General features: G+C 34.1%; 17 protein-coding genes. 13 read left to right on the top strand and 4 right to left on the bottom strand.

The annotated features are described in order from the left end of the window. Positions 1 to 23: 23 nt before the first annotated feature. The 13 genes from eutM to PRVXT_RS11115 all read left to right on the top strand — a co-directional run bounded on the left by eutM (position 24) and on the right by PRVXT_RS11115 (position 11243). Positions 24 to 308: an ethanolamine utilization microcompartment protein EutM gene (gene eutM, locus PRVXT_RS11180; protein ID WP_350342953.1), complete on the top strand. Its 285-nt coding sequence runs from the start codon at positions 24 to 26 to the stop codon at positions 306 to 308. Between the two features lie 57 nt (positions 309 to 365). Further along, positions 366 to 1139: a cobalamin adenosyltransferase gene (locus tag PRVXT_RS11175; RefSeq protein WP_350342952.1), complete on the top strand. Its 774-nt coding sequence runs from the start codon at positions 366 to 368 to the stop codon at positions 1137 to 1139. Between the two features lie 12 nt (positions 1140 to 1151). After that, positions 1152 to 1826 carry a phosphate propanoyltransferase gene (gene pduL / locus PRVXT_RS11170; protein WP_350342951.1) on the top strand — a complete coding sequence of 225 codons (675 nt, stop codon included), beginning with the start codon at positions 1152 to 1154 and terminating at the stop codon, positions 1824 to 1826. 14 nt (positions 1827 to 1840) lie between these two features. Next, a complete protein-coding gene (locus PRVXT_RS11165) occupies positions 1841 to 2578 on the top strand; it encodes a hypothetical protein (protein ID WP_350342950.1) in 738 nt (245 codons plus the stop codon). A gap of 14 nt (positions 2579 to 2592) precedes the next feature. Continuing rightward, on the top strand, positions 2593 to 2856 hold the full coding sequence (locus PRVXT_RS11160; RefSeq protein ID WP_350342949.1) for a EutN/CcmL family microcompartment protein: 264 nt from the start codon (positions 2593 to 2595) through the stop codon (positions 2854 to 2856). 452 nt (positions 2857 to 3308) lie between these two features. Then, a complete protein-coding gene (eutH, locus tag PRVXT_RS11150; protein WP_350342948.1) occupies positions 3309 to 4445 on the top strand; it encodes an ethanolamine utilization protein EutH in 1137 nt (378 codons plus the stop codon). 4 nt (positions 4446 to 4449) lie between these two features. Then, positions 4450 to 5592 (top strand): 1-propanol dehydrogenase PduQ, encoded by a 1143-nt coding sequence (locus PRVXT_RS11145; protein WP_350342947.1) that lies wholly within the window; start codon positions 4450 to 4452, stop codon positions 5590 to 5592. 160 nt (positions 5593 to 5752) lie between these two features. Further along, positions 5753 to 7849 (top strand): methyl-accepting chemotaxis protein, encoded by a 2097-nt coding sequence (locus PRVXT_RS11140; RefSeq protein WP_350342946.1) that lies wholly within the window; start codon positions 5753 to 5755, stop codon positions 7847 to 7849. An 803-nt stretch (positions 7850 to 8652) separates the two neighbouring features. Next, positions 8653 to 9591: an AraC family transcriptional regulator gene (locus PRVXT_RS11135; protein WP_350342945.1), complete on the top strand. Its 939-nt coding sequence runs from the start codon at positions 8653 to 8655 to the stop codon at positions 9589 to 9591. A 32-nt stretch (positions 9592 to 9623) separates the two neighbouring features. Further along, positions 9624 to 10121 (top strand): hypothetical protein, encoded by a 498-nt coding sequence (locus PRVXT_RS11130; protein ID WP_350342944.1) that lies wholly within the window; start codon positions 9624 to 9626, stop codon positions 10119 to 10121. An 87-nt stretch (positions 10122 to 10208) separates the two neighbouring features. Then, positions 10209 to 10415, top strand: coding sequence for a hypothetical protein (locus PRVXT_RS11125; protein ID WP_350342943.1), 207 nt, complete (start codon positions 10209 to 10211; stop codon positions 10413 to 10415). Further along, a complete protein-coding gene (locus PRVXT_RS11120) occupies positions 10376 to 10771 on the top strand; it encodes a hypothetical protein (protein WP_350342942.1) in 396 nt (131 codons plus the stop codon). Before PRVXT_RS11125 ends, PRVXT_RS11120 begins: the two co-directional genes overlap by 40 nt. A 169-nt stretch (positions 10772 to 10940) precedes the next feature. After that, positions 10941 to 11243 carry a phage holin family protein gene (locus tag PRVXT_RS11115; RefSeq protein WP_350342941.1) on the top strand — a complete coding sequence of 101 codons (303 nt, stop codon included), beginning with the start codon at positions 10941 to 10943 and terminating at the stop codon, positions 11241 to 11243. A gap of 153 nt (positions 11244 to 11396) precedes the next feature. Here PRVXT_RS11115 and ahbB read toward each other — a convergent pair whose 3' ends face one another. The 4 genes from ahbB to nirJ1 all read right to left on the bottom strand — a co-directional run bounded on the left by ahbB (position 11397) and on the right by nirJ1 (position 14608). Next, positions 11397 to 11867 carry a siroheme decarboxylase subunit beta gene (gene ahbB / locus PRVXT_RS11110; RefSeq protein ID WP_350342940.1) on the bottom strand — a complete coding sequence of 157 codons (471 nt, stop codon included), beginning with the start codon at positions 11865 to 11867 and terminating at the stop codon, positions 11397 to 11399. After that, on the bottom strand, positions 11867 to 12325 hold the full coding sequence (gene ahbA, locus PRVXT_RS11105; protein ID WP_350342939.1) for a siroheme decarboxylase subunit alpha: 459 nt from the start codon (positions 12323 to 12325) through the stop codon (positions 11867 to 11869). The genes ahbB and ahbA overlap by 1 nt, the downstream gene beginning before the upstream one ends. Further along, positions 12326 to 13321: a putative heme d1 biosynthesis radical SAM protein NirJ2 gene (nirJ2, locus tag PRVXT_RS11100; RefSeq protein ID WP_350342938.1), complete on the bottom strand. Its 996-nt coding sequence runs from the start codon at positions 13319 to 13321 to the stop codon at positions 12326 to 12328. Positions 13322 to 13438: 117 nt separating this feature from the next. Next, positions 13439 to 14608, bottom strand: a complete 1170-nt coding sequence (gene nirJ1, locus PRVXT_RS11095) for a putative heme d1 biosynthesis radical SAM protein NirJ1 (protein WP_350345152.1) — start codon at positions 14606 to 14608, stop codon at positions 13439 to 13441. Positions 14609 to 14670 lie beyond the last annotated feature (62 nt).

The following is a 14670-nucleotide window of genomic DNA, read 5'->3' as shown; positions in this document are numbered from 1 at the left end:
AATATTAAGAGGAGGAATTTTAAATGGCAACTTTAAACGCATTAGGAATGGTGGAAACAAAAGGATTAGTAGGTGCAATTGAGGCAGCAGATGCAATGGTTAAAGCAGCAAATGTAGCTATTGTAGGAAAAGAACAAGTTGGAGGTGGGTTAGTAACAGTTATGGTGCGAGGAGATGTAGGCGCTATTAAAGCTGCAACAGATGCAGGAGCAGCGGCAGCAGAGCGTGTAGGGGAGTTATTATCTGTACATGTAATTCCACGACCTCATGGTGAAGTAGAAACCATCCTTCCACAAATTAAAGAGTAGTTGGCTTCCTCCTAGATTTAATAATCTGGGAGGAATTAATTACAAAGGAGGGCGTCTATGAAAGTTTTAACTGAAACAAGACTCCGAGAGGAGTTTAAAAATAAATTCCCTAAAAAATATCTTATAAATTCTAAAGTTATGGTGACCCCATCAGCTCAAGAATTCATTAAACAAAAAAAAATTGAATTAATATATGAGGATAGTCAAAAAAACTCTGAGCAGAAGCAAGAGACTATAGAACAACACAATATAGATAAGACTGACATGACAGAAAAAAGGCCTAAGTACAAAGATTACTATCATGGAGGATCTTTTCAAGAAAAACCAGAATATATGACACAATTGTATGGAAATGTACTGGTTCGCAAAGATGATTTAAGAATTCAGTTGCGAGGGAAACTTGATAGTTTTCAAGCAGAAATATTAAAGGTTCAAGTAGATTTAATGAAAGCAAAAGAGGAAAAAGTAGTAAAAGATTTAGACGAAATCTTAAAATTGACTCGTGAAATATTAAGAGCAGAAGTTTTAGAAGAACCTCTTCAATCTTTGAATATTTTAGGTATGGATGAAGAGTGTCTACGCAAAGCTTCGCATAACCCGAAAAAATATCTTGGAGTGGATCATATTTTTCCAAATCATACAATGGGTGAGGTATTAGTAAAGCTTAATGGGTTACGAAGTTTTTCAAGAGAAGTAGAAATTTTAGGTGTTCAAGCTTTTGCTAGTACCGAGGGATATGTTCAAAGAAAAGATATTTTACAAGCATTAAATCGCTTAAGCAGTGGTTTATATATTCTTATGGGTCGCTGGTTAGGCAATTTTTATCACTAGGAGTGAATGAGCATGAATGAAGCGTTGATTGAAAAAGTTGTTAAAGAATTTATTGATGAAATGCGAAATACTGAAAGTCTTCAAAAAGTAGAGGTCAAAGAGTCTATAGCAAAAGATTCTATAGAAATTCCCTTAGAAACTTCCGCTCGTCATGTGCATTTGAGTAAAGAAGATTTAGAATTTTTATTTGGAGACTCAGAGGAGTTGGGTGTACGAAAAAAATTATCTCAACCAGGACAGTTTCAGTATGATGAGCGAGTTAATTTGATAGGTCCAAAGGGAAATATTAACAATGTGGCCATTTTAGGACCGGCTAGGTCTCAATCCCAAGTTGAAATTTCTTATACCGATGCAAGAACTTTAGGGGTTCAACCACCACTTAAAGATTCTGGAGATTTAGAAGGTTCTGTAGGAATTATCATTTCAACAGGAAAAAAGGCTTTAAATTTAAGTAAAGGCGTGATTGTTGCCAAGAGACATATTCATATGACGGAAGAAGATGCAAGAAAATTAGGCGTAAAAAATGGTCAAGAAGTTTCGGTAAAAATAAAAAGTCGACGTCCAGCAATTCTTGAGGGTGTGTTAATACGTGTAAGTGATAACTACAGTTTTAGTATGCATATTGATCATGATGAAGGAAATGCTACGGCTTATCTACCTGGAACAAAAGCAGAAATTGTTAAATAACAGGAGATGATGCCGTGGAAAATCCCTTTTTGGTTTCCCCTTTTGGGGATTGCGAAGCATTGCAAAGTATAGGGAGTGATATGGTGGAGATTGAAAAATTAGTAGAAAAAATCACTAAACAAGTTCTTCAACAAGTGCAACAAAATTCATTTGATGAAAAAAAAGAAATATCAAAAATAATTTGTTATATAGAAGAAAAAGATGAAGTGAAATATTATGAAGAAATTTCAAATTTTTTTCAAAAACAAAATATGGCTAAACGGTTTATTTCATCCTACACACAAAGTGAGCTCGAAGATGCAAAATATATTCTGATTCCAAAATTATCGGTATCAAGCATGGCTTTTATTGCAACGGGAATTAAAGGCGATCTAGTATCGAATTTGGTATTAGATGCTTTGATTTTAGGTAAGCAGGTAGGGGTTTTAGAAAATGGCATGGAGTATCAAAATCATGCGAAAACATGTAAAAGAGGATTATACCAATTATACGAAGGCTATAAAAGAAAAATTCAGGATTTAGATATTGAAGTAGGGAGCCTGAACGGTTTGTTTTTATCTAAAACCCCAAAAACGCTAATTGCTTCTAGAGCAAATATTGTTTTACAGGAACGAGTGATTACAGAAAAAAAACTAAAAGATTTGGATTGTAAGGATTTTACCGTCATATCCATACCTGAAAAATCAATTATTACTCCTATGGCAAAAGATTTTATACGAACGCATCAAATACAAATAGATAAAAGCTTATAGAGAGGAAGATTCGATTGATTATCGGAAAAGTAGTAGGAAATGTTTGGGCTACAAAAAAAGATGAGACCTTAAATGGTTTAAAACTATTGGTAATTCAGAAAAAAAGTCAAAAAAATCAGGAAGATACTTTTGTAGCAGCAGATGCAGTAGGCGCTGGTTTTGGAGACTGTGTTTTAATTGCTAATGGAAATGCTGCAAGAAAAGCTCTGGGAAAAAATCATGTAGCTGTGGATGCTACTGTAGTTGGGATTATTGATGAAGTAGAAGTTACATCCTAAAACAAAGCATAAGCAAGGAGCGGCAAAATAGATATTTGGGAAAAGATTTTTTAGGCCAGGGTTGTTGAAGCCTGTAGATAATCAATAAAAAGAAGTATTTAAAGAAGCATTATTATGTTGTAAATGTGGAGTTTGTGAAGTGCTTGCTTGTCCTATGGGATATCACCTATAGTAGCAATGGTGAAATTTAAAAAGTTAATTGAAAAAGGGTTCAGATATTACAACAGTTGCAGCGATGAAATCATTTAATATAAATTTGTTTAGGGTTTTTATTGTTGGTAAACCCACCATTACATTATTAAGCTGTAATCAAGAAGTCATTAAAAGAGATTCTAAAATTGGACAAGAAATATGAGTGCTTATACAAAAAAGTATAATACCTTCGTCAAGAAAAAGAGTCAATTGAAAAATTATTATAATCGTTATAAAACTAGACTAGAGAGGTGATTGATATGAGTATTAATGACATTATTGTTTATATTATGGTATTTTTTATGATCCTTGGAGCTTTAGATAAAATTATTGGTAATAAATATGGATTAGGAGAAAAATTCGACGAGGGAATTATGGCTATGGGATCTTTAGCAGTGGCTATGGTAGGGGTAGTATCTTTAGCACCAGTATTAGCAAAAATTTTAGAACCCATTGTTGTTCCCGTATATGAATTTTTAGGAGCAGATCCTGCCATGTTTGCAACAACATTATTGGCAAATGATATGGGGGGATACCCTCTTGCTATGGAGTTGGCACAAACTCCAGAAACTGGTTTATTTGCTGGCTTAATTGTTGGCGCAATGATGGGACCAACGATTGTATTTACTATTCCTGTAGCTTTAGGAATTATTGAAAAAGAAGACCATAAATTTTTAGCAACAGGTGTATTAGCAGGTCTTATTACGATTCCTTTTGGTGCTTTAGTAGGTGGATTAATTGCAGGGTTTGATTTAGTGATGATTATAAAAAATTTAGTTCCAATTATTATCGTGTCTTTACTATTATCATTAGGTTTATGGAAAATCCCTGAAAAGATGATCAAAGGCTTTACTATTTTTGGCAGAGGCGTAGTAACTGTGATTACTATTGGACTTGCAGCAATTATTGTAGAAACACTTACTGGATTTGTTGTGATTCCAGGAATGGCACCAGTGACCGATGGAATTGAAATCGTAGGAGAAATTGCAATTATGTTAGCTGGAGCATTTCCAATGGTTTATGTGGTGACAAAAGTATTTAGTAAACCATTGATGAAAATGGGGAAAGTACTAGGCATGGGTGATGTAGCAGCAGCAGGAATGGTAGCTACCTTAGCTAATAGTATTCCAATGTTTGGTCTGATGAAAGATATGGATGCTCGAGGCAAAATTATTAACGTAGCTTTTGCTGTATCGGCTTCTTTTGTTTTAGGTGATCATCTTGGTTTTACAGCAGGTGTAAATCAAGAAATGATTTTCCCAATGGTTGTAGGGAAAATGGCTGGAGGAGTTACGGCGGTAATGGTAGCCCTATTTATTGCAAATAAAACGATGGGTAAAATTGAGACACAAAGGTGTGTTAATCCAACCGATAAAGATCAAATTTATAAGGGGTAAAAAAATGAAAAAATTCAAGGAGAAAACAGAAGTTGTACAAGGCATGGGGTCTTTAAAGCTTTTAGAAGAGTTAAAAGGAGAAAAAGTATGTATTGTTACAGATTCCACAATGTTAGAATTGAAAATGGTTAATAAAGTTACAGATATTTTCAAAAACATTGATGTAAAATATGAAATATTTTCTGAAGTAGAACCTGATCCCTCTTTTGATATTGTTTATAAAGGATTAAGGCATATTATTAAAAACAAACCTACGGTACTAGTTGCAGTAGGTGGTGGATCAGCCATTGATGCAGCCAAAGCAATCATGTTTTTTTGCCTCAAAATGAAAGAAAATCTTATGGGTATTGAGAAAATAAAAAAGCCACACTTTATTGCAATTCCGACAACTAGTGGTACAGGTTCTGAGGTTACATCGTATTCAGTTATTTCGGATAAAGAAAAACAAAAGAAATTTCCTATTGTAGACGATTTGATGGTTCCGGATGTAGCTATTTTAGATGCAGAATTCACTAAAAGCATTCCGTCGGGAATTACTGCAGATACTGGTATCGATGTTTTAACTCATTGTTTAGAAGCGTACGTAGCAAAAGAAGCATCTGATTTTACGGATGGGTTAGTAGAAAAAGGTGTATCCATTGTATTTGAATATTTATTAAAGGCTTATGAAAATGGAGGGGACTTAGAAGCAAGAGAAAAAATGCATAATGCCTCTTGTATGGCAGGGATAGCTTTTAACAATGCAGGTCTTGGGATTAACCATAGCTTAGCTCATAGTCTGGGTAGCTATTTTAAGATTCCTCATGGTAGAAGTAATGCTTTACTGCTTCCCTATGTTATTGAATTTAATAGTAAAGAAAATCCTTTAATTATGAGTAAATATGCTCATTTAGCTGAGAAAATTGGGTTTCCGGCTACAACAAATGAACAAGGAATGAAAAGTTTAATCAAGGGAATCAATGTTTTAAAAGAGGCGATGAACATTCCTCAAACGATTAGTGAAGTAGGTGTGAAAGAAAAAGATTTTCAGTGTGTATTAAAAGAAATGTCAGAAATTGCATTAGAAGATATTTGTACAGGGGGTAACCCCAAAAAAGTGACTTCAAAAGAGTTAGAAAAGATCTATCAAGAAGCTTATCGGGGTTAGAACTTCAAGAAAAATAGAAGCATGAAAGCATCAAGAATAATTAGGGGGCTCCTTAATGAAATTAAACTTGATGTTTTTTTGCGATCAAGGGTGAAATTTGATAGCAAGTTAGATAATGAGCTAAAGAGTACATAATTGATTGAACAAAGGAGTATAACAGATGTTTAAGAATATGAAACTAATTCATAAAGTGGTCTTACTAGCAGTAGTGATTGTTGGTATAAATTTAATATTGCAATCAAACTTTATCTTAACAATGCGTAATAGTGATATTGAAAGAGCAAAGGATAATAGCTTATCAGAAACTATTTTACAATCAGCAGAATATGAGCGAGAATTTCAACGAATTGAAGCATTAGTTCAGGGTTATGCGCAAGACTTTGGAAAATTAATTGAACGTCAAGAACTTAGCCGTGAAGGAGCAATTGAACTATTAGCAACAAGTTTAAAACAAAATCCTAGTATTGTCGGACATGGAATTGGATTTGAATCTAATGCTTTTGACCAAAATGATCGAATGTATCGAAATCAAAGAGAGCTAGGGTCTGATGAACAAGGAAGGTTTATTCCTTATATTTCGTTAGAAGAAAAACAAGTGATCGTGGAGCCACTAGAAGGTTATGATGTAGAAGGAGATGGAGATTGGTATATTATTCCTCAAAAAACCTCGCAACCAATTGTTACTGATCCGTATCTTTATCCGGTTGGAGGAGAAGAAATTATGATGTTCACTATCTCTTACCCCATATTAAATCAAGGTAGGTTTATTGGTGTTGTAACTGCAGATGTAGCTTTGACAGAAATAGAAGGAATGTTACAAGAAGATCTTACTCATACAATATATGATGTTGAAAGTGCAATGGTTACAGAGTCGGGAGCAGTTATTGGATCTAGTTTTAATAGTATTAAAGAAGATAACTTAGTAAATACTACGGTTATGAAAAAAATGGTAAAACAAGAAGAACCTTTTGTGTATTTTGATGATACACCATGGTTTCAAGGCGAACAACTGATATCTCATGTGCCAATTGAGTTTTTAAGTGAAGATAATCGATGGTTCATGGTACATTTAACTCCAGAAGCACAAATACTACAAGATTATCGACAAAATCTTTATGTAAACTTGGGCGTTATTGGTTTAGCTTTAGTATTGATTATTGGCTTAATTTATTTTATTCAAAAAAGCATAAAAACACCTATTAATCGTTTATTAGAGGTAATTACTAAAGTGGAAGAAGGTGATTTAACACAAAATAGTGGTCTAGATACACAGGATGAAATAGGAACGCTTTCACAGAATTTTGATCATATGATTGATAAAATGAAAAGATTGATTGATAATGTAAAAAAATCTTCAGAAATAGTTGATGAGAGTGCGACGAATATGTTTAAAGTAACAAACAACAGTGTTCAATCTATTTCCAATGTAAATCGTGTGGTAGAAGAAATCGCTGCTGCACATAGCAAGCAATCAGAAGATATTGAAGAGATTGTTATAAAAACTACATTGCTCGGAGAAATCATTGATGACACGACAAATCTTATAGAAGAGGTTACAGGGATTGCAGAAAGTACACAAAAGGTTTCTTCTAAAGGCATGGTGATATTAAATGATCTTAATGAAAAAACACATATTACAATGGAAAGATCTCAAGATATTTCCCAAGCAGTAGATGAAGTAAATCAATCAGTAGAAAATATTAGTGGAATTACCTCTATAATAGATGATATAGCAGGCCAAACCAATTTGCTTGCTTTAAACGCTTCAATTGAAGCGGCACGGGCAGGACAACAAGGTAAAGGATTTGCTGTAGTAGCAGGAGAAATCAGAAAATTAGCTGAACAAACAGGGGACGCGACGAAGGATATTACAAAATCTATTAAGAGAGTTATGGAAAATTCTAATACTGCAGTGGAGCGAATGTCTGAAGTTAGCACCTCTCAAAAACAACAATTTAAAAGCATTAGCGAATCCTCAAAGATTTTTGAAACCATTAATGATTCTTTTATTTCTTTAAAGGAAAAAGTGATGGTTGTAGATGAAAAATCACAAGTAATTGAACAAAGTAAATCTGAGATATTAGAGGCAATAACAAATATCTCAGCAGTATCGGAAGAAACTACGGCAAGTACTGAGGAGACGACCTCAATGATGAATGAACAAAAACAGGACATTGAAGAATTAAAGGGGGATAGTGAAAAATTGAACCAATTAACGGACGAGTTGAACAATTATGTAGATGAATTTAAGGTATAAATTTGTTATATAAGTCGAACGGGTAGTAAAAAAACTATCCGTTCTTTTTTAATAAAATAAATTGAAATATCCCATCACAAACAATTCTACAAATGGCAAAACTTTTAAAAAAAGAAAAAAAGCAAGTAAAGCAGATATATTTTTATGATATACTTGAAAACTTTATGATAATATTATTAATTTTTCTCGTATTTAACCACAAGCACTAGAAGAACTAGCAAAAATATAGGGGGCTTACAATACTACAATGTTTAAATTTCGTCGTTTTTATAGTGAGAATAAGTATTTGTAAAAAGGAAGATAGTACCTATTTAGTGCTGCCCAATAGAATGAGGTTGGTTAGATATAAAATAATCGGACTTTAAACCTTTAGGTGGGATTTTATAAGATTGCATAAAAAAATATTAAACTGTGTTATTGTTGCTTTTATTGACAGTGACTTTAGTTAGGTGATTTATAGCAAGAAAATTCAAATTTCAAAGGGATAAAGCTGAAATATTTAGTGTTATAGCGTATAATGGAGCTGGGAAATAATTAATATAAAAAATACCGTAGCTAGCCTTGTTCAAATGAAGGAATAGTTTTAAGTAAATGGAGTATGAAAGGTTAAGAATCCAGAAACGCTAAAAGAAAAATATTATGTTTCAGATTATATTTTTTATGATAACTCTAGAGAATTTGTAGAATTTATGCGCAGTTTAGCTACAAAAAAGTAAAATATCAATATGATTTTCAAAAAAGGCATTGGCGGTCAAGTATAATGTAAAGGTTGATGGTATCTTGTTAGTAAGGAGGTGCTTATAATGCACGCATGGGAACAAATACAAAAAACGGTAGATTACATTGAGGAAAATATGTCTGAAGAAATTAAGATTGAAACACTAGCGAACATGGCTGGTCTTTCACAGTTTTATTTTCAGCGCTTATTTAAGCGTTTAGTAAAATTGACGGTGAACCAATATATAAAGCTTCGCCGCCTTGCTAAAGCTTCAGAAGTTTTGAGAGAGGATGGGGATAAAAGAATTATTGATATTGCATTGGATTTTGGTTTTTCTTCCCACGAAACATTTACCCGCTCTTTTAAGGATGTGTATGGAATGACACCGGATAAATATCGGACTGCTCCTGTTCGTCTAAATCATATTTCCAAGCCGGAACTGTTGCTAAATTATACAATGATTGATGAAAATGTTCCACTGATTACTGACAGTATAGTTTTGGAAATAAAGAGAAAGAAGCTGAATGTACCTGAAAAATATATAGGGCTTTCAGCTCAAGTGTCTATATCGCAAGCGCCAGTAGGAGAAGCTGCGGGAGTTGATGTGCCTGGTCAGCTGTGGGATTCGTTCCACAAACGTAAGAGCGATATTTCGAGTTTGTCATCCCATGGTATAGAGGTTGGGGTATCCATGATGGATGATACAGAGAAGGGGACATTTACTTACTTTGCTGGTGGTTCAGCTAAATCAAATACATCTTCCAATAATGAGTTAACTGCATGGGAGTTGCCTGCAGCAGATTATGTGGTATGTTGTTTTGAAGCGGAAAATTTTGATGAACTTACCACTTCAGCGTTGGGTAAAGCTATGAACTATCTATTGGGTACATGGTTGGCAAAACGAGGCCTTACAACACAGCCTTTTTCAGTAGAAAAGTATTTCAAAGCCACTGAAGAGCTAGCTTATATGGAAATATGGGTTATTCCTGTTCCCATGGAAAATGTTTGCAATAAGAGCGAATAAGGGAGTGCAAATAAATTTGAGGGGATAATAAAATGGAAAACATATATAGTGAAATCGCTATTGTAAAAGTACCAAAGATGAAAGTTGCGAAATATGTAGTTATTAGTTCTAATCCGGAACAAGATGCAATTTTTTATATGGATAAATGGGCAAAAGAAAGCGGGCTACTGAAATTAAAAAATTATATACCAAGAAGAATAGGTTGGGATTTTCCGTTTGTTTCTAAACAGCAAACAGAGCAGTATGGACTCCGCGGTTATGTTAGTGCATACATTATTCCAGAAAACTTTAATGCTGAGTATGGAAAAGTATCAATGGATTATTTTAATGAAGATATCTATGCAACCTTAACAATAACAGATCCCCACAGTAGTTCGTTTGATAAAATACCAAAGGGTTATGAAATTTTGATGGAGTTTGTAAATAGTGGAGAATATAAAACCACAACATGGGAGAACAGAATTGCATTTGAAGAAGAATACGATAAAGACGGCGTTCATTATATGGACGTATATATACCTGTAAAGTAATATAAGTTTTCTATTGGTTATGTTTATAAAAAAAGGACACATATCAAAGTATAAGGACATTTGTCATCATTACAAAGGTCCCTCCCCATGCTGCCAATTAACAAAGCACAAAAAGCGGTATCAGAAACAAAAGATCAGGTGGAAAGAAGGCTTCATGTAGCAAATTATGATAGAGTTGCTTCCGCTGCTAAGCTTTTGAAAATGCCATTTATGGTGGTGCACACTCCCACAGATATTTTAAGGTTCAAAATCATTTGGATAAAGGGCTTAGGGACAATAAAAAAACAACACTAGATGATGTTACTAAGCTTTTAGAAGAAATGCCAGAATATAAAAATACTTTAGCAAAACCTAAAATACGCGTAGGCGCTAAAGATGATTTTGCCGGCAAAGTTTTTGTAAACATGTCTGGTGGTACAGATGGAGGAGAAAAAGTTGCCAGAGCTTACTTTGAAGCAGGTGTTGGAACATTAGTATGTATGCATATGCCTGAAAATGTACTTAAAGCAGTGAGAAAGCAAAATATAGGTAATATAATAGTGGCAGGTCATATGGCATCTGATTCTGTAGGTATTAACGAACTTATTACCGCTATAGAAGATAGGGGAATAGAGGTTATAAGGATGAGCGGTGTAATTGCTCCTAACTAATATAGCAATAGCGTGAAGGAAACCATTCACGCTATTGGATTTTTAATAGCAGAAGTTAAAAGTTATTTGAAGAAAGATTCCTCTTGAAATATCTATTTTCATTTCTGTTGTGGTATACTTCTCAGCTTTACAAATATAAATGTAAAAAAAGATAAGGGAGAGGAGTACCATGCCAGAACCTTCAGACTTACAAATTATGATTGAACTTTTAGTAGATATTATGAAGGATCCAATGCTTCTAACTTTTGCTGGAGTATGGGTGTTAGGATATATGCTAAAGGAGCATACAGATTTAGACAATAACTTAATTCCATGGATTGTAGTATTTTCAGCTGCACTGCTTAGTCTTGTGATAATCGAATTTTCTATAGCAGGTTTTATTGTAGGTGCCGTAATTGGATATATACAGATAGGTTTATATGAACAAACAAAAGCAACTAAAGAAATTTATCAAATGAAAAAGCACAAATGATAACATAAATATCTAACTAAGGGATCTAAAAAGAGGTCTGAAAACCTACTGAAAGTTTATGACAAAACCCACCCATAATGTTGTCATACAGGAAAATAGAGTTAAAAAACCTAACAAAAATGTCAGTTTTTTTGAAGTAAGTAGAAAAAAATACTAACTGAAATATTTCATGCTAGTTTTTTTGAACTCTTTTGTACTAAATAGTAGTTGATATTTATCAACCTCCACAAATTTAGATATCTTTTCAGCAATAGCAAAGCATTCTTGCTTATTTTTGGCGTGAATCATAGAAAATATGTTGTAATGCCATTGAGGCAGAGTGGGTCTTTCATAGCAGTGCGATACTTGGCTAAATTTTGCAATTTTAGCTCCTACTTTCTCAGTTAGATGAGATTCTACTTTCCAAACTACCATAGCGTTTGCTTTATATCCTATGTTTCTATGTTTAACAGCAGCTCCTACCCTTCTAATAAAGCCCTCTTTTTTATATTTTTGGATTTTGTCTAGGAGAAATGACTCAGGAACGTTAAGCTTTTTAGCAAGGTCTTTAAAAGGGTGGGGCGATAAGGGAAGATCATCTTGAAGTTCCCTTATTATTTTTTTGTCTAAATCACTTATTATCATTATTCTCTCTCCTTGATTTGAAAATTAACATTTAGCTTAAAAAGTTTTTTAGCCGGAAGATTAATAAGATCTATTACATCAGGTGCTTTTTCAATTTCAATTAAAATCCTTTCCATTTCTTCATCTGAAGAGCTTATTAACGTAAACCAAATATTGAAGTGGTGATCTCTTAAATAATTATGAGTTACTCCGGGATAACTATTTACAAAGTTAGAAACCTTTTCTACATGTTCATTATCAGTTTTTAAGGCGCATAAGGTACTTTTATACCCTAGCTTTTTAGAGTCAAAAATTGCCCCTATACGTCTGATAAGCCCTTTATTTTTTAGACGTCCTATTCTACTTAAAACTTCTTCTTCCGTTAAATCAAGTTTAGCGGCAATTTCTAGGTAAGGTCTATTATTTATTGGAAAATTATGCTGGATGATATTTAAAATTGCTTTGTCCTTATAATCCACCTAATACCCCTTCCGTCGCTGAGATAGACACCAAGGTTCTTCTGACATAAAATCACCGTTGTTATAGTAAGCAGACCTAGCTCTACATCCACCGCAAATTCTTTTAAATGAGCAGCTACCACACCCACCAGTATAGTCCATAGTTCTTAACTCTTTTAATATTTTATTTTCTTTCCAGATTTCACTGAAGGGAGTATCCTTTACATTGCCTAAATCTCGATCTAAATAGGCGCAGGGCTGTACTTGTCCACTAGGCCCTATTATACAGTATGAAATTCCTGCTAAGCACCCGCGACTGTAGCGTGGCTTAAGACCTAACTCTTTTGCAATGCGCATAAACTGGGGAGCACAGGTCGGTTTGAGCTCGATGTCTACATCTTTTTGTTTTTTCATTATTTTGGTAAGGACCTGATCATACTCTCTAGCACGAAGGGATTCTTGTTCTATATTTTTAGCCCTGCCAGTAGGTACTAAAAAGAAAAAGTGATGAGCTTTCGCCCCTATCTCTAACGAAAAATCTGTTAGTTTTTCAACCTCATGGTTATTCCAGCCCATTACAGTTGTATGGGTTTGGAAAGGAAGGTCTATGCTTTTACAGTTTTCCATACCTTCAATTGCCTTTTTCCAGGCCCCTGGAAATTTCCTTAGATTATCATGCTTTTCCTCATTTAAGCTATCTAAGCTAATTCCTACGCCCATAACACCGATGTTTTTTAACTCCTTTGCTGTATTTAAATCGATAAGAGTGCCATTAGTTCCTAGAACTGGTCGTAGTCCTAGCCTTTTAGCATGGATTAATAGTTCAAAAATATCATTTCTTAAAAAAGGTTCTCCGCCACTAAAAATCATGATTTTAAATCCAGCTTTTTTAATTTCCTCTATAAGTGTTTTTCCCTGTTTAGTATTTAACTCCTCACTAGCTTTTTTCCCGGATTCTCTATAACAATGGTCACAATACATATTACATTGATTAGTGGTATTCCATGAAATAATCAAGATTATTCCCTCCTTTAAATTTTACAATTGTTAGGGGCAAAAACTCTACAGCACCTCCCGAAACTACCAGTGGCCTGTCAAGTGAGATGTTCTAATAGGGGGAAATTTCATTTTAGGTTACATAATCTCACAGTCAGTTAAATAGCACCCCGGATCTGATTGCCAAAAGTCTCCAGTTATCGCCTCTGCTCTGGCTCTAAAGTTTCCATTGCAAACTTCTAGCCATTGACATTGAGTGCAGCGACCTTTAAGTAAAGCCTTTCTATTTCTCAAACTTGACAAAATAGGTTGAGAGCCATTTTTCCATATCTCACTAAATGGTTTTTCTTTAACGTTGCCTAAGTTATACTGTTGTGTAAACTGATCGGGGTGAACATTTCCGTAATTATCTACATTTGCAAAGGCTATGCCGGAACGGTTTCCGCTATTATTTTTCATAAGCTTATAAACTTCTTCGGCTCTGTTAGAATCTATCATTTTAAGCTTTAAATAAAGGTATATTGCATCGGCATGGTTATCAACTGTCAGAACTTCTTTATTAAGGCCCCTACGGTGAAAATCCAAAGTACGTTCTATAATTATATCTAAGGCCTGACGAGTCTCTTCATGGGTTAAACCTTGGTTTTTAATCGTGTTTCCCCGTCCAGAATACACCAAGTGATAGAAGCAGATGCGATTAATATCAGCATTCTCTACAAGGTCAAAAATCAGGTTTAGATCTTTAAAGTTATGGCGATTCATAGTAAACCTAAGCCCTACCCTTTGACCTACAGAAACACAGTTTTCAATCCCTTTTAGTGCATCCTCAAAAGCTCCTTTTTTTTGTCTGAAATTATCATTTGCCTCTTGCATACCATCTAAGCTTATGCCGACATAACCTACATCAATATTTTTAAGTTTTTTAGCGACCTCTTGGGTTATTAAAGTCCCATTAGTAGAAACTGTAGGACGAATATTTAGCTTTTTTGCTAAAGACAAAAGCTTAAAAAAGTCATTTCGCATTAATGGTTCTCCACCAGAAAACAAAAGCACAGGGACTTTAAAGCTTGCCAAATCTTGAATGAATTCTTCAGCTTCATTATAGGAAAGTTCGCCATCGTATTTTTGCTTTTTTGAATCCATGTAACAATGGACACAACTTAAGTTACAAGTTCCGGTTATATTCCAAGCCACAACAGGACCGAAACCTTCTCTTGTTCCGTGAAAGCTTTTTTTAGCACTGTTATGATATCGCAGAGAGTCCCCGTAATTACTATAATCTGTTAATAATTTTGTTATGCTTAACAAGTGATCCCACCTTTTCTTTGACAAATTTATGTTTCTAAACATATTATTCAAAAACAGCTAAT

This window comes from Proteinivorax tanatarense, from assembly GCF_040267685.1.
Lineage (GTDB): Bacteria > Bacillota > Proteinivoracia > Proteinivoracales > Proteinivoracaceae > Proteinivorax > Proteinivorax tanatarense.
Note: the sequence above shows the minus strand (reverse complement) of the source record. Positions and strands in the feature narration are given on the sequence as shown.